Consider the following 21,283-nt stretch of genomic DNA (forward strand, 5'->3'; position numbering starts at 1 on the left):
CCATCGAAGCGCCGGAGGCGGATACCGGTAGCCGTCCTATAGACGGCGCGGAAGGTACTGCCGATCAGAACGTCTTGTCGGTCTGCGGGCGATACTTGTTCTTCGGCGAGAAGCCGGACCGGTCGGCCGTCCTCGGCTCGCGCACCCAGACCTCGCGGTTCGGGTGCAGACCGCCGCCGCGGGTCGCCGGCACCGCCGTGTGGCGAGCACGGTGCAGCAGGCGGGTATCGGCGATGCCGCAGTTCGGATGGATGCCGCCATTATCGGCGACCTCCTTGTCCCATTTCGCCTGACGGGCATCCCGCGTCGCCTTGTCGTCCAGGGCGGTGCAGGACAGCTCGTTGGTGTTGAGGTCGGCGACGATCTCGTCCCCGTCCTCGATCAGCGCGATCGGACCGCCGAGTGCAGCTTCCGGCCCCACATGACCGATCACCAGACCGACCGAGCCCCCCGAGAACCGCGCGTCGGTCATCAGGCCGACGGCGATGCCCCGCTCGCGGCACAGGGTGGTGATGCGCGAGGTCGGATCCAGCATCTCCGGCATGCCCGGCGCGCCGCTCGGCCCCTCGTAGCGCACGATGATCATGTCGTTGTTCTCAAAGGTCTCCGGCGTTTCGTCCAGGGCCTTGAGCAGCCCGGCCTCGCCCTCGAACACCCGAGCCTTGCCGACGAACCGGTTGTCCTCCAGCCCGACCTCGACGCCGGCGAGCTTCAGGATGGCGGAGAAGTCCGGCGACAGGTTGCCGCCCAGCACCCGCAGGCCGCCGGTCGGCTTGTACGGCTTCTCCACCGGATAGATGACCTTGCCGTCGACCTTCTTGGTCTCCAGCCGCTTGACCTGCTCGGCCAGGGTCTCGCCGGTGCAGGTCAGCACGTCGCCGTTCAGCAGGCCGGCCTCCAGCAGCTCGCGCACGATCACCTGCACGCCGCCGACGGCGTCGATATCGACCATCGAATACTTGCCGTAGGGCCGGGCATCGGTGAGCACCGGCACCACGTGCTGGGACAGGTGGTTGAACTCCTCCGGCGTGATGATCTCCTTCCAGAAATCGGCGTAGCCGGCCGCCCGCGCGATCTCCGGCGCGTGCAGGGTGACGTTGGTCGACCCGCCGATCGCCATGGCGACGATCATCGCGTTGCGCAGGCTGTCGCGGACCACGATGTCGCGCGGCTTCAGGTCCTTCTCGATCATGCTGGCCAGGTGCTTGACCAGCACTTCCGGGAACTCGGTCAGGCGGCGCGGATCGTCCGACGGCGGCGCAACCATCTCCAGCGGCTGCAGGCCGACGACGCCGATGAAGGTCTGCATCGTGTTGTAGGTGAACATGCCGCCGCAGCTGCCGAAGCCCGGGCAGGCGTGGCAGGAGATGTGGTGGCGGAACTCGGCATCCGGATTGCCGGCGACCTGATAGGCGCTGACGATGTCCAGGGCCTCGCCGGTGTTCGGATCGTGGCCCGGGCGGATCGGCCCGTCGGACATGATGATGGCCGGCTGGTTATGCTCCAGGATCGCGGCGAGCGTCCCGACCGGCGGCTTGTCGCAGGCAACGACGGCGATGGTGCCGGCCAGGCCCGTGGCCTCCAGATGCTCGCACAGCGCGTCATGGGTGACTTCGCGGCCGATCAGCGAGTAGCGCATCTCCCGGGTGCCGTTGCGGATGCCGTCCGAGGTGGCGATCGTGTATTCCGGCTGCACGAGGCGCAGGCGCAGCTTGTCCGCCTCGGAGCCCACATGGCTCTTCAGGGTCTGGTGGATCGCCTCGACCTTGGCCTGGACGCCCAGATAGCACTGGCTGTCGCCCTTGGTACCGACCACGCCGACGGACGGCTCGTGGATCAGCTCCGGGTCGGTGCCGAGCTCGCGGGCGAGCCCGATGGTCTGGGCCGAGCGGCCCGGATGGCGGTCGATCAGGACGGTTCTTGAGTTTTTCACAGGCGTTCCCTCTGGTCGGCACGAGACGGTCGGTTTTCCGGTTTGCCGCTCCCCTTGGGAAGCGGTCCCCGATCCGGCCCCGGATGCTAGTGCATGGCGCGGCATTCGGCCAAGGAGTGGAACCCCCGGGAGGCGTTGTCAATATGAGGAGGAGAAGCTAGCTGAATAATAAATTTTCCCTCGATCCTAGGGGCACCAATTAGGCTGCTTCAACAGGACCCTCAGCTTCCTCACTCTTTGAACGATAATCAGCTATGCACGCAACTACACGATCCAATAAACTGTCGAATCCTGAAAAATCGATTGTCTTCCAATTCGGTGATACAACATAATCTGCGAAATATGCCTTTCCGTATGTTGTATTCGGATCAGAATTGTTAGTTGAATCAAATGTTTTTCCAGACAGTTTTGTTCTTAAAACGCTATCTGGAAAAAGATCTTCTATAGATGTAAACTTATCTCCGTTTTCCGGAGTTTTCACTAAATATAGATTTTCATACAAATTATAAAACATATCGGTAGTTTCAATGGAAATTTCCCTTTTTGAAATATTTTTTGCAACGCTAAACAGTCCACCCTTTGGGCCGTCATCATTATCACAAACGATAATCACAGGCTTATTCATTAAATTAAAATTAAATTTCTTTTTATTGCTGGAAATTCTTGAATTAGCTTTTTCTGCCCAATAACCCCTACTCCCAACTCAAGCAAATCCTGATTTCTCATTGATGGGTTAAAAAAATCTACAGCGTATTCAATAATTCCATTGCTATTGGTTACTCCAAGTTCTCGATATTTCTCAGACCGCGCTCTGATTGCTTTCTTAAAATACAAAATATCTGTTTTTCCCTCCGTAACTATTATTGGCTTTTCCATTTTAACAAAATAAGAAAATAGAAGAAAATTTCGATACAGACCAACCATTTCCTTCGGCGGTACAAATTCACCTTTATCAATATAAATTTGATTGTGTTCATTTTTTCTATCTTTTCTCTGCTGAACATAATAAATATGCGACAGCCTTCCGCGCAGGACGTTACCAGCGGTAAACTCTTCTATTTTATTTTTTTCAAAATTAATAAAATACCTTCCAGTATTAAAATAATTATCACACATTGCACGCGTATATTTTAGAAAATCTCGGCGAACATTTGGCTTATCATTAACTGTCAAACCAGTAACAACCTGTCTCCTTTGTCTCTTCGACATCCTTACTTTAGCTTCATTAACCTTAAATCCTGACCTTTCTATTTCTGAATTTAATCGCTCTCCAACTCCCCAATCAGAAATAGAAATCTGAAATGCTATCTCGTTAGGAAAAACTTTTTCGTTACTCGAAAACGTAATGTCATCCACATACCTTGAATACTCAATGTTATTTTTTTTAGACAAATCCCTTAAACGAATATCAAGTATTCTGCCGATCATGTTAGAAATAATTGGAGAGCACGGACTACCCTGAGGTAAAGAATTTTTATAACACGCTATTTGTGCAACTATAGTTGCGACATCCGGCTCAAGTCGAAAATAATGATCATTAATAAAATACCCCCTCACTCTACCAAAATTTATTGACCCAAAAAAATCTTCCAGATCAATATTAAATACAAATCTTTTCCTCGAGTGAACAGTTGAGTTTTTTATGATATTTTTTCCAGAAATATATCCGTAAGAATGTTCATCATAACGAGGATCCCCCTTCCGTATTTCCATAATACATTCGGATAAAATAGAATTCAATTTTTATTGAATATTCTTAAGCCTGGAATTTGGCGAACTTATAATTCTAACTCCGCCATTTTTCTTTGGAATTTCAATAGTACGGTACTTTTTTTCTTCAGGAATCTTATACAGCGCGTAGGACAACCCCTTCGGAGTAACTTGAAGTAGCGCAGCTATATCTTTAAGAGATTTGCTTTCATGCAGCAATTTTAGGTACGATTCTGTCATTTTCTATCAGAGCGCTTGCGGGTACTCTTTCGCGATGTGGTACGCATGGTATATATAAGATTACCAACGATTTTAATGGTCCTGACAAGCAGCGGGCCTACCGTTGTTGTCCTCTGCTGCGAAGCGCAGCATTTCAGTCTACCCGCAAGCGCCAAGGAATACCTCCCATACGTTGAGGTATATTTCAACCCACTCCCAACATAGTTTGGGAAACGCAGATCAAAAGCGTTATATGAAATGACTAACAAGGCGTCATTCCGATAGAAACCAGTGCCATGTTCGACCTCACCCTTACCTTCGACAACGGCCCTGACCCGGAGGTCACGCCCCGGGTGCTCGACATCCTGCGGGCGCGGGGGCTGAAGGCCACCTTCTTCGTGGTCGGCAAGAAGCTGGAGCATCCGGACGGACCCGCCCTGGTCCGTGCCGCCCTGGCGGACGGACACCGGATCGGCAACCACACCTATACCCACTCCATCCCGCTCGGCGAGAACCCGGCGCCGGATCTGGTCGAGACTGAGATCGCCCGGACCGACCGCGTTCTACGCGAGGCCGGAGCAAAAACCCGGCTGTTCCGGCCGTTCGGCGGCGGCGGCAATCTCGACGGGCGGCTGCTGCGGCGCGCGGTCGTCGACCACCTCACCGGCGAGGGCTATTCCTGCGTGCTGTGGAACGCCATCCCGCGGGACTGGGCCGACCCGGACGGCTGGGTGGAGACGGCACTGGCCCAGTGCAAGGCGCAGCCCTGGACCCTGATCGTGCTGCACGACCTGCCCACCGGGGCCATGGACCGGCTGGAGGAGTTCCTGGACAAGGCCGCCGCACTCGGCGCCCGGTTCCGCCAGGATTTCCCCGATGCCTGCGTGCCGATCCGCGACGGGCGGATCGCGGCACCGGTCGAGCCGTATATGTCCGACGCGGCCTGATCGTGCCAAGCCCGGGCGGGCCGGATCAGAACTCCGCGACCTTGCCCCATGCCGACTTGTCGAAGCGGGACAGCCGGTACTGGTTGGTGTCCACGTAGCTCGGCGTGCCGGTGACCATGTCGGCGATCATGTAACCGGTGCCGGGTCCGATGCCGAAGCCGTGGCCGCTGAACCCGGCCGCCAGGAAGCAGCCGGGAAGCCCCTCGATCTCCCCGATCGCGGGGACGCCGTCCGGCGTGCTGTCGATATAGCCCGACCAGCTCTGCGACACGGTCGCGTCGCGGAGACCCGGCAGCACCTTCTGCGCCCGTGCCAGCGTCTCGTTGACCGCCCGGCGCGACGGCGTCGGGTCGAGGATGCGCGCCTTCTCCATCGGCGTGGGCTGGTCCATCACCCAGCGCACCATGGTCTCGTGCCCCCAGCACATGCCCTGCAAGCTGCCGGGATAGACCGACTTGCGGCGCTCCAGCCACATCGGCAGGAACGGGGCGGCGAAGCGCAGGGTCTGCAGGGTCGGGTCGAGCTCGCCCCGGCCACCGACGGCCAGGGTGACCCGGCCGTTGGCCCGTTTGGTGATCGCATTATCCGGCGTGAACAGCGCATCCGGGACGTCCCGCGCGCCGTCGACGGAGACCACGGTCGCCCGCACGGTCGCCTGGGGAAAGCGGACGCCGTGCTGCCGGCAGAAGGACGAGGCCCAGGCGCCGCCCGCCATGACGACCCGGGAGGTGCGGATGATGCCCTTTTCGGTGATGACGGCGCCGACCCGGCCGGCATGGGTTTCCAATCCGCGGGCGGCACAGTTCTGGACGACGGTGCCGCCGAACTTCTCCACCCCCTTGGCGATCAGCGGAGCGGCCCGCGCCGGATCGGCGGTGCCGTCGGAGGGCGACCAGACGCCGCCGAGCCATGACTTGCCGGTCAGGCGCGTGCGCTCCTCAAGCTCGGACGCCGACATCACGCTGGTGACGACACCCTCGCCCCGGGCGAAATCGCACCACGCACTCCAGGTGGCGAGCTGCTTCTCGTCGTCGGTCAGATAGGTCAGCCCACAGCGCCGGAACCCCACATCCTCGCCCAGCTCCTCCGGCAGCGCGTCCCACAGCGCCAGGCTGCGGGTGGCGAGCGGCAGCTCGCGGGCGTCGCGGTTCTGCTGTCGGCACCAGCCCCAGTTCCGGCTCGACTGCTCGGCGCCGATCAGCCCCTTCTCCAGCAGCACCACCGCCACGCCGCGGCGGGCGAGGTAATAGGCGGTGCAGGTGCCGATGATGCCGCCGCCGATGACGACGACATCGGCCTCGGACGGCAGGGTATCGGACGTCTCGATCCGGACGAGCGGCGCGGGCATTGGGGACTCCGTGGACGGCAGGCGGCAGGAAGCGATCTGGCGCCCTCCAGGCTAGCGGCAGCGCGCGGAAATCTCACCTGGTTTTCGCACTGCACAAATCCGGAAACCCGCAGCCCGTCCCCGTCCCCGCGCCGGTCCCTTACGGCCAGATGACGTAGAGATAGCCGCCGTATCCGGCGAGCAGCAACGCGCCCTCCCGACGGCCGATCCGCAGGCCGGTATAGGCGAACACCATCATCACGACCGATACGCCGACCATGACCAGATTGTCGAAGCCGACGATCTCGGCCGGCACCGAGCCCGGCGCGACCAGGGCGGTCATACCGCCGATACCGAGGATGTTGTAGATGTTGGAGCCGACGATATTGCCGAAGGCCACGTCGCTCTGCCGCCGGATACCCGCCATCACGGAGGTGACAAGCTCCGGCATCGACGTGCCGATCGCCACGATGGTCAGACCGATGACCGTCTCCGAGATCCCGAAACCGCGGGCCAGCGAGACCGCGCCCCCGACCAGGAAATGACCGCCCAGCACCACCAGGCCCAGGCCCAACCCGGCGATCGCCAGGGATCCCAGAAGCGAGACCGCCGGCTGGGCGCCGGGCACCGCCCCGGGATCCGCGTCCTGCAGCGCGGCGCTCTTGTCATAGACCGCGCCGTGGCCGTCCGGTGTGGCGACCCGTTCCTGACGGAACGCGAGGTAGATGTAGCCCGCCAGGGAGGCCAGGAGGATGGCGCCGATCCACGGTCCGAAGGGAAGCAGAGCGGACAGCCCGGCGAAGACCGCAGCCACGGCTACCATCACCCCGCCGTCCCGCTTCAGGGCGCCGGATTGGACGGCGATCGGATAGACCAGGGCCGAGACGCCGACGATCAGCAGGATGTTGGAGATGTTGGAGCCGACGATGTTGCCGTAGGCGATGCCCGGCGCACCGGCGAGACCAGCCTGGAGCGAGGTGACCAGTTCCGGCGTCGAGGTGCCGAAGCAGACGAGCGTCAGGCCGATGACGAGTGGCGACACACCCAGCCGGGTCGCGACCTGAACCGCCCCGCGCACCAGCAACTCGCCGCCGCCGACGAGAAGCACCAGACCGCCGAGCAGCGGCAACCAGATATCGAACAAGATGATTGCACCCCTTTGGCCGGTCCGGATCCGATCGCGTGACCGGCAGGCCGACCGTCTGGTGGCGCATATGGGGAGCCGACGGCCCGGGGTGAATGCCCTGACCCCCATGGCAACCCAATTTCCGTCGAAAGAATCCAACCGGAAGATCGTCGCGATGTCGGCCGCTCCGTCACACACGACGAGGGGCGGCCTTCAACTTGCGACGCTCGCCTCAGAAGAAGCCGAAATGGGTCTCCGTCAGGTCGGAGGTGTGGACGCCGATCAGACGGACGTAGTGGCCGCCCAGGTCGATCTCGACATCGCCGTCCGCATTGTCGCTGGCCCGGGCGATGACGTCGGCCGAACTGGTGATGGCCTGGCCGTTGACATTGGCCTGGATCATCAGCCGGTCGCCTTCCGAGACGTCGAAATCGGCGACCACGTCGAAGCCGTTGAGATCCTCGATATAGATCCGGTCGGCCCCGGCACCGGTATAGATCCAGTCGATGCCCTCGCCGCCGTAGAACGCGTCGTCGCCGGCGCCGCCGTCCAGCACGTCGAACGATCCGTCGTTGGTCCCGTCCTCGCTGGAGCGGCCGCCAGACAGGGTGTCGTCCCCTGCACCGCCGACCAGCGTGTCGGCGCCGTCGCCGCCCGACAGGGCGTCGTTGCCGGCCCCGCCATACAGGGCGTCCTGACCCTTGTTGCCGTTGAGCACGTCGTTACCAACGTTGCCGTACAGCAGGTCCTGGTGCTGGCCGCCATACAGGGTATCTGAGTCCTGACCGCCAAAGAGCGTGTCGTAGCCCGCGTTGCCGTAGACCACGTCGGCCGCCTGGTTGCCGTAGACGACATCCTGGTCCTGACCGCCATAGACCGTGTCCTCCTCGGTGCCGCCGAACACCCGGTCGTTGTCCTGGTTGCCGTAGAGGACGTCCTTGCCGCTGCCGGACCCGATGGTGTCGGCCCCTGCCCCCCCGAACAGGGTGTCGTCGCCGACGCCGAGCGAGATGAACTGGCTGCTCTCGTCGCCGGTGACATAGTTGTCCCCGGCGCCGCCGGTGACCGTCGTCGAGCCCAGGACCGAGGCGAACTCGATATTGTCAAGCTGCAGGGTGGAGCCCGTCGGCATCGAGCGCATGTCGATGACGAAAGCCTCGGACTGCGGCGACCCGTCGGTCGGCTCGCTGCCGGCGATGACGATCGGCTCCGAGGTCGAGCCGGAAGTCGTGGTCGGGACGATCGTGCGCACGTCCAGGGACGTGTTGGTGCTCAGGTTGTTGAGGAAAGCCCGGGCACCGGTCGTCAATTGCGGGGTCGAGGGCGACCCGCGGCCCTCCACCGCCTGGACCAAGGTGTCCACGGCGTTGGCGCCGGACTGGGCGGTCGACGGACCTTCGGAGGTGAGGCTGGTCCCGGCCGGCAGGGTGGCGGTGACCACATTGCCGTTGTTGTTCGTGTTCTGCACGATCGGCGCCGAGCCTGGCGTGCTTCCATTGTTGGTGATGGTCTCCGCGGTGGTCGTCCCGGACCCGCCGGTGCCAGTGGTGGGGGTCGTCGGAGTGACGACGACATTGGGGGTACCGCCGCCTCCCGACGACCCGCCACCACCGCTCCCCCCGGAGCTGCCGCCCCCGGAGCCGCCGTCGGAGGGCGGGGCGACCAGGGTGATCGTGGTCGTGCCAGCGGCGTAGACCGCCCCAAACGTGCCGCTGGCACCGGTGATGCCGCTCAGCGCGATATCGCCGCTTCCGGTCGCGATAGTGCCGGACGCGGTCGTTCCGTTCAGAGCCGACAGATCGGTTCCGATGACCCTGATGCTGTCGCCCACCGAGAAGTCGGCGATCGTGTCGCCATCCATGTCGCCGGCGGTTCCCCGGAAGGTATCGGCGCCGGCGCCGCCGTAGAGCAGGTCGGCTCCCGCTTCCCCGATCAACTGATCCGCGCCGTCGCCGCCGGACAGGGTGTCGCTCCCGGCCCCGCCGCTCAGAACATCTGCGTCGGCACCGCCGTAGAGCTTGTCGTTGCCGGTCTCCCCGTAAAGACTGTCGTTGCCGGCGCCGCCATGGACCGCATCATCGTCAAAGTCACCGACGAGGAAGTCGTCGCCCGCACCGCCGGACAGGGTGTCGGCACCGGCACTGCCGGATAGGGTGTCGGCGCCGTCGCCGCCGAACAGAAGGTCATCGCCGGCCTGGGCCGTCATGAGATCGTTGCCGTCGCCGCCGGACAGGGTGTCGTTCCCGATGGCCCCATACAAGGAATCGTTACCGACACCGCCATACAGCGCGTCGTTGCCGTTGCTTCCCGCAGCGTAATCATCGCCCGCACCGCCGGAGATCGTGCTGCCGAGTCCGCCGCCGGTCAGGGTGTCGCCGGCCTGGCCGCCGGTGATCGAGAAGGACCCGTCCTGTTCGGCCGAGCCGAACCACTTGACCGCATCCGTGCTGCCGGACGCATCCACCGTCAGGGTCTTGCCACTGGCGACCGTGGCGTCGTGGGTGGTGATGTCCTGAGCACCGCCGGTGATCTTGACCGTCTCGACATTGGTCAGGCTGGTGGCATTGAACGTCACCGTCTGCGCCACCGCAAGGGTCAGCACGTCGGTTCCGTCGCCGCCGTTGATCGTGTCGCCGGCGTTCAGCACATTGGACGCATCGGCGGTGATCGTGTCGTTGCCGGCCCCCAGGGTCGGATTGTCGGTGCTGATCGTCAGGGTGAAGGTCACCGGCGGTGGCACCAGGGTGATGGTCGTGTTGCCGGTACCGCTGTCGTAGACCGCGCTGAACGTGCCGCTGGCGGCGGAGATGCCGGCAAGCGTCAGCGTCCCCTCATCCATCGCGATGGTCGACGCCGCATCCTCTCCGTCGAGAGACGACAGGTCCAAGCCGGTGACGACGATGCGGTCGCCCGTGGAAAAGTCCCCGATCGTGTCGCCGTTCAAGTCGCTCGCCGAGCCGGTGAACACATCGTTCCCGGCACCGCCGACGAAGGAATCGTCGCCGTCACCGCCGGCCAGGGTGTCGGCGCCGGCGCTGCCGTAAAGCGTGTCGGCCCCGGCGTCGCCGAACAGCCTGTCATTGCCGTCGCCGCCGACCAGCGTGTCGGCGCCGGCGCCACCGGACAGGGTATCGGCCCCGGCGCCGCCGGACAGGAGGTCTCCGCCGTCGCCACCGAGCAGGATGTCATCCCCGTCGCCGCCGTACAAAGAGTCGGCTCCGGTACCGCCGACGATGGAATCGACTCCGCCGCCGCCGTACAGCGTGTCGGCGCCGTCACCGCCCGACAGGGTGTCAGCCCCGGCGCCGGCGGTCACCACGTCCGCCCCGTCGCCGCCGGTGATGGCGAAGGTACCGTCGGTCTCCGCGCTGCCGTTCCAACTGATCCAGTCCGAGCTGTCCGAGGCGTCCACCGTCAGGGTCTTGCCGGTGGCGACCGTGCCGTCGTCGGTGGTGATGGTCTGGTTCCCGCCGGTGACCTTGACCGTCTCGACATTGCTCAGGGTGCCTTGGAACCCCAAGGTCTGTCCCACGGAGAGGATCAGCACGTCGTTGCCGTCTCCGCCGTAGATCCGGTCCAGGGAGTTCAGCACACCGGAGGCGTCCGCGAGGATCGTGTCGTCCCCGGCTGTCAGGCTCGGGGTGTCGAAGCCGGTGGTCAGGGTGAAGGACACCGGCGGCGGCAGCAGGGTGATGGTCGTGTTGCCGCTGCCGCTGTCGTAAACCGCCTTGAACGTGCCGCTGGCGGCGGAGAGCCCAGTCAGGGTCGCGGTCTTCCCGGTGCCGACCTGCACGGTCTCCGACGCCGCGGTGCCGTCGAGGGACGACAGGTCCGTGCCGGTCACCAGGAGCACGTCGTTGGTGGTGAAGTCCTTGATCTGATCGCCGTTAAGCTCGTCGAGGGTGCCGGCGAAGGTGTCGGCGCCTTCGCCGCCGGACAGGATATCGACGCTGCCGGCCCCACCGATGAGGAGGTCGTCGCCGTCTTCGGCAAAGAGCTGATCGATGCCGTCGCCGCCCGAGAACGTGTCGTTGCCGGCACCCCCGTACATCTGGTCGTTGCCCGCACCGCCTGAGATCAGGTCGTTGCCGGCATCGCCGCCGAAGACGTCGTTGCCCGCCCCGCCCACAAGGGTGTCGTTGCCGGCATTGCCGAAGACTCTGTCATCGCCGTCGCCGCCGGCCACGTAGTCGTCGCCGTCGCCTCCCGCGACCGTATCGGCACCGGCGCCGCCGAGAACGGTATCGGCCCCGTCGCCGCCGTAGGCCTCGTCGTTGCCTGCGCCGCCCGACAGCGTGTCGGAACCCGCTGCAGCGGACAGCGTGTCGTTGCCGTCGCCGCCGACCGCGATGTCGTCACCGGCGCCGCCTGCGATGGCGTCGTCACCGGCGCCGCCCGACAGGGTGTCGGCTCCATCACCGCCGCTGAACGTGTCGTTTCCGGACCCGCCTTTCATCCAGAAGGTGCCGTCCGCCTCGGCTTTGCCGTCGATAAAGACGGCGGTAGAGCCGGAGGCGTCGACCGTCAGGGTCTGGCCGGACGCGACGGTGCCGTCGGCCAGGGTGAGGGTCGCGGTGCCGCCGGTGATCCGGATCGTCTCGACATTCGTCAGGGTGGTGCCAGAGAACGTCGCGGACTGATCCTGCGAGATCAGCAGCGTGTCGTTGCCGGCACCGCCGTCGATCCGATCCGAGGGATTCACCACGTTGGCGCCGTCGGCCACGATCGTGTCGGCACCGTCCGTCAGGGTCGGGGTGTCGTTCTCCGTCGTCAGCGTTGCGGAGACCGGGCTGTCGACCAGCGAGACGGACGAGGTGTTCGTGCCGGTATCATAGGCCACGCTGAAGGTCAGCGCGTTCGTCAGCCCCGTCAGGGTCAGGGTTCCGTCGCCGATAGCGATGCTGTCGGACGCCACCTGGCCGTTCAGCGACGACAGGTCCGCGCCGGTCACGACCAGCCTGTCCGACTTGCCGAAATCGGCGATGGTGTCGCCGTTGAAGTCTTCCGCGCTACCCGAGAAGGTGTCGTCGCCGGCCCCGCCAGCGAGAAGATCTTCGCCGGCACCGCCGTCCATGCTGTCGCTGGCGGCCCCGCCGGACAGGGTGTCGTCACCCGATCCGCCGGAAAGGATGTCGTTGAGGGCGCCACCCTTCAGACTGTCGTCGCCGGCGCCGCCGACAAGACTGTCAGTGCCGAGACTGCCGGACAGGGTGTCGGCGCCGGCCCCGCCCGACAGGGTATCGGCGCCGCCGCTTCCCGTGACGTTCTGGTCGCCGTCGGAGCCGGTGACCATGAAGCCGTCCAGCCCCAAATCGACTGCGGTCAGCGTCTTGCCGGCCGCCTGGGCCGCCGTCAGGGTCACCGTCTGGGCGGTGGAACCGCTGCTGGTCGCCAGCGTCTCGATCTCGCTCAGATCCGCCGAAGAGATGTCGCCCGTGGTCGTCAGCGTGATGGTATTGGTGCCGGTCCCGGTGATCGTGCCGGTGAACTGGACGAGCTGGGCCGCGGTCATGGTGACCCTCGCGCCCATGGTCAGGGTCATGGTCTCGACCCCGTCGATCGACGCCCCGGCGATGTTGGTGCCGTCACCGAGTTGCAGCGTATCGGTCCCGGCCCCGCCGCTAAGGGTGCCGGTGGCGGTAAAGCCGGCGATACTGACCGTGTCGTCGCCGCTGCTGCCGGTGACGCTCTGTCCGGCCGCGCCCAGGGTGAAGTTGTAGGTGTCGGTCAGAACGAAGGATTCCACGGCCGCCGCACCGGTGACGCTGTCGTCGCCGTCGGACGCCGCGAGCGTGATGGTCTCGCTGCCCGCGCCTGCGATGGTGGAGAACCCCTCGTACTGGGTCTCCGTCATCGTGGCGGAGCCGCCGGTCGTCAGTGTCAGGGCTTCGAAGCCGTTCAGGGCAGCGACCTTGGTGAAGTCGCTGCCGTCCGCGGCCACGATCGTGTCGGTGCCGGCGCCGCCGCTAAGTGTCGATCCGTCCAGATGCGCCGCATCGGCGATGGTCAGCTTGTCATTGGTCGCCCCAAGGGCGGAGGACGGGGTCAGGTTGGTGCCGTCGGTGGTGTTGAAGCCGGCCGCGTTCGAGGTGACCTCCACGGACCCCGATTTCAGGGTGATGTCCGTGACGTAGGAGAACATCGCCTGGTCGTAGCCATTGACGCTATCGATCACCAGGTTGCTCTTGCTGAGTTCGATGGTGACCTCGACGCTTGAGAAATCGGTATCGTCGGTGTCGATCTCCAGTGTCGTCCCGGTGACTCTGACGTTGGCCGAGGTCAACATGGAGCCATCGAGCCTGATCGTATCGGCCCCATCGAGATCCAGATCCAGGATCGTATCGCCGTCGAGTTCGGGGGAGCTGCCGGTGAACAGATCGTTCCCGGTGCCGCCGGCGAGCGTGTCTGCGTCAGCGCCGCCCTGAAGCGTGTCATTGCCGGCGCCACCGGAAAGCACGTCGCTCCCGGCATGCCCCATCAGGGAGTCGTTGCCGGCATTACCCCACAGGGAGTCGTCGCCGGCATTGCCCCACAGGGCGTCATTGTCGGCACCGCCGCTCAGGCTGTCACTATCCGCGCCACCGCTGAGGGTGTCGTCGCCGGTACTGCCGTTCAGAGTGTCTTCGCCACTACCGCCACGGAGCATGTCACGGTCGGCACCGCCGCTCAGGACGTCATTGCCGTCGCCGCCGCTCAGGGTGTCATTGCCGGCAGCGCCGCGCAGCAGGTCGGCATCGGCACCGCCGGCAAGCAGGTCGTCGCCGTTGCCCCCAAACAGGGAATCTGTGTCGGCACCGCCGCTCAGGGTGTCCGCGCCGCCGCCGCCGCTCAAGATGTCGGCGCCGTTGCCTCCGAACACCCGGTCGGCGCCGTCCTGGCTGGAATAGCCGTCGCCAAGCAGCGTATCGGCACCCTCGCCGCCATAGATCGTATCGGCGCCAGCATAGCCCCGGGCGAGGTCGTCGCCCAGGCCGCCGGACAGAACATCGTCACCGTCTTGCCCGGCCAAGTTGTCCGCGCCGTCGCCGCCGACCAGGGTATCGTTGTCATCGCCACCGTCCAGGGTGTCATTGCCGTCGCCACCGCTCGCGAGGTCGTTGCCGTCCTGACCGAAAATGTGGTCGTTGCCCTCGCCGCCGTTCAGGCTGTCATTGCCGCCATACCCGTAAATCACGTCGGCGGTAGACGTTCCGGTTATCAGATCGTCGCCGGCCGTCCCCGCGGTCGAGACGAGCACCGCCGGGAAGGCCGCCCGGGCGGCCGGCGAGAAGACCGGCGCCACCCACGCGCCGTCGAGGCGCGACAGGTCCCAGGATCCGCCCAGCTCGACCGTGCCCACCGGGCCGGCGGCGGCGGCGACCGGCGTGCCCAGCGCGGTCTCCAGCGCGGAGACGAAGCGCCGCCCTTGCTCCCCTTGCGCAACGGAACAGCCGTAGACGACGACGTCGGAGGCCTCCGACAGGGAGGCGGCGATCTCCGACAGCGCATCGGCGGCGGCGTCCAGGGCGGCCGCGTCGATCCTTTCACCGGCGAGTCGCAGCGCGCCGGGCTCGCCATGGCTCAGGATGTGGAGGGACGAGACGCTGCGCCGTCCGGCCAGATGGCGGGCGATCTGGCCCAGCCCGTCGCCGGCCGATGTCAGGCGCAGGATCCGGGTGCCGGGCGCCACACCCGCTTCCAGGACATGCGATGCCGGCACGTCGCTGTCTACGACCAGCAGCCGATGCCGGGCGGCGGACTGAGCGCGGATGGAGGGGCTTGTGACGGGCCACGGGCGACGGATCACGGACATAGCGACACCTGCTGGTTAGCGCGACCGACGGGGGGAATGTCGCGCAAGGGAGCGTGGCGCTCGGTACCGGGTGTGCCGGTCACCGCCATATGCCACACTCCAGGAATGGCTATATCGCCGGACGGACGCCCCCACCTGACCGCGCGTCCGGAAAACCGAACAGGCCGGCAGAAAAACCTCAGCGGGGAAACCGGGGCCAAGGCTGAGCCTATTTCACAATTTTGTAATAATTTTCGGTAACTTAGCGGCGAGATCCACCTTTGCTTTGGCACCGGCGGAGGTGATATCTTGGGATCGACGCGTCGAGGACGCGGGCCCGTCAGCCGGGCGCGGTGCCTTCGACCGTCCGATCTCCTTCCGCGAAGCAAGGCGCGACCCAAGCCATGGCCCCGTCAGAGGGACACCCGAAGAAGGACGGCGATCCGGGGACGGATCTCGTTCCGACCTCCCTGTTCCGGATCGACCGGAATGGTGCGAAGGACCGGCTGGATCTATGGCAGGACAGCATGGCCATGCTGTTCGAGACCAAGGTGGACGCGCATACGCTGCACCATCGCGGGTTCTACGCGGAGATCCGCTCGGCCATGCTCGGCTATTGTCTGATCGGCCGCTCCCGAATCGTCCAGCAGCGGTGGAGCCGCACCGCCGCCCAGATCGTGCGCGGCGGTCTGGACCACTACCTGATCCAGTATTACGAGAGCGGCGGCGGCGAATGGGAAGTGGGCCGACGGTCCGGACAGGTGGTGCCGGGCGACCTGCTCGTCCGCGATCTGGCCCAGGAATCCACATCCAACGCGCGCGATTTCACGAATTTCTCGCTGGTGGTGCCGCGCGCGGTACTTGAGGGGCTGCTGCACGCACCCGACGATCAGCATATGCGGATCATTCCCACCCGCCTGCCGCTGGCCGGCCTTCTGCGGGACCATATGATCTCGCTGGAGAAGACCGCGCGGATGCTGACCTTTCCCCAGGCGCTCCAGCTCGCCCCGACCACGATAGGTCTGTTGGCCGCGTGCCTCAACGGTTCGCCCGGCCAGGATGTGCGCCAGCGCATGGCCGTCGCCAGCGCGCAGGGAAGCGCGGTGCGGCGGTTCATCGAGGCGCATCTCACGGAGCCGGACCTGTCGGTCGACTGGATCATGGCGCGGATGCAGATATCGCGCACCCGGCTGTTCGACCTGTTCGAGCCCCATGGCGGGGTGGAGAGCTATATCCGCGAGCGCCGGCTGCGCCGGGCGCTGTCCGAGTTGCTTAAGGATTCCGGCGGCGACTTGCCGATCCTGGATCTCGCGCTGCAGAGCGGCTATGCGAGCGACACGGCGTTCGCCCGGGCCTTCCGCCGCCGGTTCGGCATTTCACCGCGGGAGGCGCGGGCCGGATATACGCCCTCGACTTGGCGCGCGTCCGACCAGTCCGGTCCCGACCGCCGTTACGAGGACTGGCTGTCTCACCTCACAGGATAGGGGGGAGAGCCGTCGGGCAGGGGCGCGGAACTCCTCACGCAGGATGATGCCGGAGTGCTCGAGGGGAATTGCCGCACCCGGTCTCTCCTCCAAGCTCATGCCGGCGGTTCTTCGCCAGTGATTTATACAAATCGGTAATCCCGAAGTCAGACGACCGTGAGGTTCGCCGCAGACAGTGCGGTCGTCCGGTCATGCTGTGTCTCTGGTTTCTTTCCCCGATCTCCACCAGTCGCTTGGGATGGCCGGACTCCTGTCTCAGTTGGGTCCGCGGGGAGCGCCTTGATGCCTTACCGATCTTCCGCACGGCCTCGTACCATCTCCAGTCACCACCCCCAGGACGTGGCGGACCTGCGCGTGTTGCATGTGATCGCGGGAGCCCCCACTGGCGGAGCGGAGACATTCGCCTTGGACGCGATCGAGGCCCTGGCGGACCAGGGGGTTGAGCAAAAGATCATTTGCCGACCGCATGATCTCACCTTGCAGCGGCTGACCGCGTTGGGTCTGCCGACCGTCACCATGTCGTTTTCCCCTGTCTCGCGGTATCTCGGCGGTCGAACCAGGATCGTGTCGGTGGCGGAGGACTGGGGCCCGGACATCGTTCACGCCTGGATGGCGCGCGCGGCATCCTTCGTGCCCGGGTCCGGTATCGAGGCCGACGAGATGCCGTGTCCGGTCGTGGGATGGATGGGAGGATACTACTCCGCGAAGTATTTCCGGCACTGCGACGCCTTTATCGGAGTGACTCCAGACATCTGCCGGCACATCCGCACGATCTGCGATGGTCACGGACGCACCTACCTCTGCCACACCTTCGGCACCTTGCGCGAGGATCCCCCCGTACGGCGTGAGGACCTGGCGATCGCACCCACTGCGACGGTCCTGCTGATGCTGTCCCGGATGCATCACAAGAAGGGTGTCGACACCGCGATCGAGGCGGTTCGCGGTCTTCCCGATACGGTCCTGCTGCTGGCCGGCGATGGCCCGGAAATGCGCAGGTACCGGCGCCTGGCGACCAGGTTGGGCGTGTCGGACCAGGTTCGTTTTCTCGGCTGGCGGACCGATCGGCGGGCGTTGCTGGAGCTCTGCGATATTTGCCTTCTGCCGAGCCGGTACGAACCGTTCGGAACCGTCATCGCCGAGGCCTGGTCAATGCGCCGCCCTCTGATCACGACGCCGGCCGATGGGCCGCGTCAATATGTGGTCGATGGAGAGGACGCCCTCGTTGTGCCGTTCAATCGGCCTGCCGAGCTCGCGTCTGCGATTACGCGCCTCTCGCAGGACCGGGACCTGGTGGCCCGGTTGGTTGACGCCGGGCACCGGAAATATGTGAAACAGTTCTCCCGCGAGCAGGTGCTTGCCGACCTTATGGCCGTCTATCGACAAGTGGTCGCCGGCGGACAGGCGCGGATCACCGTGGGGGAGCTCGATGCTCGTCTGGTCTCGGCAGTGACTGCAGAGATGCTGAAAAATGCGCCCGGAGTGGACGCCCAGCGGGTCTCGGCGGCGGTGCTCGCCGCAATCGCGTACTGGACATATGACGAGGGACAGGACACCTCGCTGGCGCGCGATGCCGCCTTGATCGAACTCTCGGGATTGCGACGGCTCGTCGACCGCCAGATGAGCGGTCGGTCGGTGCTTATCCTGGGTGCGGATCAGCTCGACGCCACCCTGGCTGAGGGCGACCCGGAGGTTTTGGCCAGGTGGAACGCCGCCTTTTGCGATCGTCTGCTAACGCTGTTGGACCGGCCATACCGCGGCTGGACCTCGGGCCTGGCGCGATCCCGTCTGTCGATGGCCGACTGATACGGCGCGGCCAAGATGCTTTTCCGCAACGGCATCGCCGGACGGCGCCATATTTCCGCCTTTGCCGTCGCACTGGCTTGCGGCCTCTTGCCGACATTGGGCCTCATCAATGGCGCCGCCTATGCGCCGATCATCTTCGGGCTGGCAGGGGTGCTGGCCGTGGTGCAGCCCCGCACGGTCGACCCTCCAGTCCGCGTCGACCCTCCTCTCGCTTGGCTCTGCACCGCATTCTTGATCTGGTCCGCAGCCAGTACGCTGTGGAGCATCGATCCCGTCGCGTCGTTGGACGGCATCATGCAGATGGCGTTGATTTCTGCAGGCACGCTGGGACTTCTGGCTTTCGGTTGCGACGATCGGACCTTCGAAGAGCCGCATCGCCGTCTCGCACTTCTGGTCGCAGCGATCGGACTGCCGGTTGGTTCTGCTCTGGCCGCCGTCGATCTGGCGATGGAGCACCGGCTCCTTGCCATCCTCGCCCGTGATGCCGCGGATTGGTCTCCAAGCGACTATAACCGGGGCATTGCCTATCTGGTTGTGCTTGCCTGGCCGATCTTGCTCGCAGTGCGCAACCGTTTCGGCTGGCCCGGCGCAATCGCCGCTGCGCTTCCCCTCGTTGTGGTGACGTCTCTCTCGCAGAGTGCCGGCGCCAAGCTCCAGCTGAGCATCGGTACAGTGGTGCTCTTATTGACCCTGTGGCGGCCGCATGTGGTCACAAAAGCCCTCTGGATCGGACTGCCGGTGGTGGCCTGGATGGGACCGGCCTTTGTCCGGTGGACGTTCCCACACGTTGTCTCAGCGAACATCGCTCTTGAGCGATCCTGGCTGCATCGTTTGGAGATCTGGGACTACATGAGTGCCCGAATAGCGGAGCGCCCCTGGGTGGGTTGGGGTTTCTCCACTGCCAAGCAGATCCCGGTTACCCAGGAGGAGTTGGCCGGTTTCTCGCACGTGACCGAAACGGGCATCTATCCGCACAATCAATGGATCGAGCTCTGGGTGTATGGCGGTGGGATCTCCGTCTGTATCGCCCTGACCTTCGTTCTTTTGATCGTGCGTCGGGTTTCCCGGATGCCGGGGCACAGCCAGCCGTTCGCTCACGCCGCGCTTGCCAGCGCGCTCGTGGTGTCCATGGTGAACTTCGAGATAACAACGGATTCCTGGTGGGCCGCGCTGGCCGCGACCGCTTTGCTCTTCCGGTTCGCCGCCGACCATCGGCCGCCCACCTCCCCGGAGCCCGTTCCGACCGGCGACGGGCCTGGGCCATGGCTTAACCGGGAGCGGTCGCCGGCAGGACGATTGACACCTTCAATCCAGGGTCATTGTCGGACAGGCAGACCGTCGAACGATGCAGAGAAACAACGGCCGCTACGAGAGACAATCCAAGGCCGGTGCCTTCGGAGCCGCGACTCCGCTCCAACCTGTACAACCGGCGAAACACCTTATCCCGTTCCGATTCCGGGACGCCTGGCCCGCGGTCGGTCACCTCGAGGAGGACTTCGCCGGCCGACTGACGCGCGAGACGCATCGCAACACCCGTTCCGGGCGGCGTATGGCGCAGTGCGTTATCGAGGAGGTTCGCGATCATCTGTATCAACAGATCGCGGTCGCCGGCGACCCAAGTGGCTCCGCATCCGCAGATATCGACGGTAAACGGGCGCCCGTCGTCCTCCAGGATCGGCTCGTAGAGTTCCTCCACGGTACGGCACAGGTCTGCCATATCGATCGGAACAAATCGGCTACGGGGTGACCCAGCCTCGATCTGGGCAATCTGCAGCATGAAGCGAAAGACCTGGTTGATGGAGTCGATCTGAGCCAGCGCATCCTTGGCTATCGGCCGGTCCAACGGGTCCGTCTGTGCTTCCAGACGTTGTAGGGTGGTCCGTAGCCGGGTCAGTGGCGTGCGAAGTTCGTGGGCGACATCAGCGGATACCTGACGCAGACCTTCCATCGTCTCAGCAAGTTGGTCGAGCATCGTGTTGACGGCCTGTGCGACCCGATCGAGGTCATCGCTTGCGGATCCAACCGGCAGTCTACGGTGCAGATCTCCCGCCGCCACCGCGTCCAGCGCCCTGCCGATCGCAACGATCCGCCTTTCCGTTCGGGACGGGAGCCGGATAGGGGATGCGGTCGATGGAGCCGACGACGTCGCAAGCACGGCGAGGCGGAAGATGGATGTGGTCGCGAACAGACGCCTGACGGGTGCGGCGATGTTCTCCAGGCCGGACCACATCATTGACCGGCGCCGGACTGGGCCAGGGTTCTCGGTCATCCGTGCCCTCCCGGCTGCAAAACATAGCCTGCGCCGCGCACCGTTCGGAGCATGTCCGTCTCGTATGGCTTGTCGATCTTGCTGCGCAGGCGGCTGACATGACTCTCGACCACATTGGTCTGCGGATCGAATTGAATGTCCCAGACGGCCTCCAGCAACATCGTCCTGGTCTGCACCCGTCCGGCGGTGCGCATGAGGTGCTCCAGCAGAACAAACTCGCGACGTTGAAGATCGATCGGCTGGCCCGCCCGGGTGACGATCCGGCGAATGAGGTCCATTTGAAGATCCCCGACCGTCAGAACGCTGACCTCTTCACGCAGGCACGGCCGTCGGGCCAGAGCGTTGATACGGGCGGAGAGTTCGGCGAACGAGAACGGTTTGACGAGATAGTCATCCGCTCCGGCATTCAGGCCTTCGACCCTGTCGTTGACGCCATCCATTGCCGTCAGAAAGAGTATCGGCGTGAGGATCCTGGCGCCGCGCAGAGTGCGGACCAGTGCCAGACCGTCCAGGCCGGGCAGCATCCGGTCGACGATCAGAACGTCGTATTCGCCCAGGGTTGCCTGGAGAAGGCCGTCGCGACCGTTTTCCAGATGGTCGACGACGTGCCCAATCTCGCGCAGGCTTGAGGCAATATAGGCGCCAGATTTCGTGTCATCTTCGATGAGCAGGGATCTCATGGTCAGCCTCAGAT

Annotated in this window: 11 protein-coding genes and 1 pseudogene; 4 read left to right on the forward strand and 8 right to left on the reverse strand. The window is 64.2% G+C overall.

Annotated elements, in window-relative coordinates; translation table 11 throughout:
• Positions 1 to 64: 64 nt before the first annotated feature.
• From T8K17_RS21400 to T8K17_RS21410, 3 genes are all read right to left on the reverse strand, one after another.
• Positions 65 to 1,933, reverse strand: coding sequence for a dihydroxy-acid dehydratase (locus T8K17_RS21400; RefSeq protein ID WP_322331763.1), 1,869 nt, complete (start codon positions 1,931 to 1,933; stop codon positions 65 to 67).
• A gap of 199 nt (positions 1,934 to 2,132) precedes the next feature.
• Positions 2,133 to 2,558, reverse strand: coding sequence for a hypothetical protein (locus T8K17_RS21405; RefSeq protein ID WP_322331764.1), 426 nt, complete (start codon positions 2,556 to 2,558; stop codon positions 2,133 to 2,135).
• Complete coding sequence (locus tag T8K17_RS21410) at positions 2,558 to 3,673, reverse strand: reverse transcriptase domain-containing protein (RefSeq protein WP_416153142.1); 1,116 nt, start codon at positions 3,671 to 3,673, stop codon at positions 2,558 to 2,560. Before T8K17_RS21410 ends, T8K17_RS21405 begins: the two co-directional genes overlap by 1 nt.
• 485 nt (positions 3,674 to 4,158) lie before the next feature.
• Between T8K17_RS21410 and T8K17_RS21415 the strand changes: the two genes are divergently transcribed.
• On the forward strand, positions 4,159 to 4,809 hold the full coding sequence (locus tag T8K17_RS21415) for a polysaccharide deacetylase family protein (RefSeq protein ID WP_322331766.1): 651 nt from the start codon (positions 4,159 to 4,161) through the stop codon (positions 4,807 to 4,809).
• Positions 4,810 to 4,834: 25 nt separating this feature from the next.
• On the opposite strand, the gene T8K17_RS21420 is transcribed toward T8K17_RS21415, so the two are convergent.
• The 3 genes from T8K17_RS21420 to T8K17_RS21430 all read right to left on the reverse strand — a co-directional run bounded on the left by T8K17_RS21420 (position 4,835) and on the right by T8K17_RS21430 (position 15,054).
• Positions 4,835 to 6,157: an FAD-binding oxidoreductase gene (locus tag T8K17_RS21420; protein WP_322331767.1), complete on the reverse strand. Its 1,323-nt coding sequence runs from the start codon at positions 6,155 to 6,157 to the stop codon at positions 4,835 to 4,837.
• A 139-nt stretch (positions 6,158 to 6,296) separates the two neighbouring features.
• Complete coding sequence (locus T8K17_RS21425; protein WP_322331768.1) at positions 6,297 to 7,280, reverse strand: calcium/sodium antiporter; 984 nt, start codon at positions 7,278 to 7,280, stop codon at positions 6,297 to 6,299.
• 214 nt (positions 7,281 to 7,494) lie between these two features.
• Positions 7,495 to 15,054, reverse strand: a complete 7,560-nt coding sequence (locus tag T8K17_RS21430; protein WP_322331769.1) for a DUF4347 domain-containing protein — start codon at positions 15,052 to 15,054, stop codon at positions 7,495 to 7,497.
• 383 nt (positions 15,055 to 15,437) lie between these two features.
• Between T8K17_RS21430 and T8K17_RS21435 the strand changes: the two genes are divergently transcribed.
• From T8K17_RS21435 to T8K17_RS26320, 3 genes and pseudogenes are all read left to right on the forward strand, one after another.
• Positions 15,438 to 16,517, forward strand: a complete 1,080-nt coding sequence (locus T8K17_RS21435) for a helix-turn-helix domain-containing protein (protein ID WP_322331770.1) — start codon at positions 15,438 to 15,440, stop codon at positions 16,515 to 16,517.
• Between the two features lie 282 nt (positions 16,518 to 16,799).
• Positions 16,800 to 18,320, forward strand: coding sequence for a glycosyltransferase (locus T8K17_RS21440; protein WP_416153143.1), 1,521 nt, complete (start codon positions 16,800 to 16,802; stop codon positions 18,318 to 18,320).
• A 447-nt stretch (positions 18,321 to 18,767) separates the two neighbouring features.
• Positions 18,768 to 19,319: pseudogene (locus T8K17_RS26320) on the forward strand (O-antigen ligase family protein); the annotation flags it as partial.
• Between the two features lie 268 nt (positions 19,320 to 19,587).
• Here the strand turns inward: T8K17_RS26320 and T8K17_RS21445 are convergent.
• Together T8K17_RS21445 and T8K17_RS21450 are read right to left on the reverse strand one after the other, a co-directional pair.
• Positions 19,588 to 20,589, reverse strand: coding sequence for a HAMP domain-containing sensor histidine kinase (locus tag T8K17_RS21445; protein ID WP_322331772.1), 1,002 nt, complete (start codon positions 20,587 to 20,589; stop codon positions 19,588 to 19,590).
• Entirely contained in the window at positions 20,586 to 21,269 is a 684-nt protein-coding gene (locus T8K17_RS21450; RefSeq protein ID WP_322331773.1) for a response regulator transcription factor, read from the reverse strand. Before T8K17_RS21450 ends, T8K17_RS21445 begins: the two co-directional genes overlap by 4 nt.
• Positions 21,270 to 21,283: the final 14 nt, after the last annotated feature.

Origin of the sequence: Thalassobaculum sp. OXR-137 (genome assembly GCF_034377285.1) — a bacterium.
Classification (GTDB): domain Bacteria; phylum Pseudomonadota; class Alphaproteobacteria; order Thalassobaculales; family Thalassobaculaceae; genus Thalassobaculum.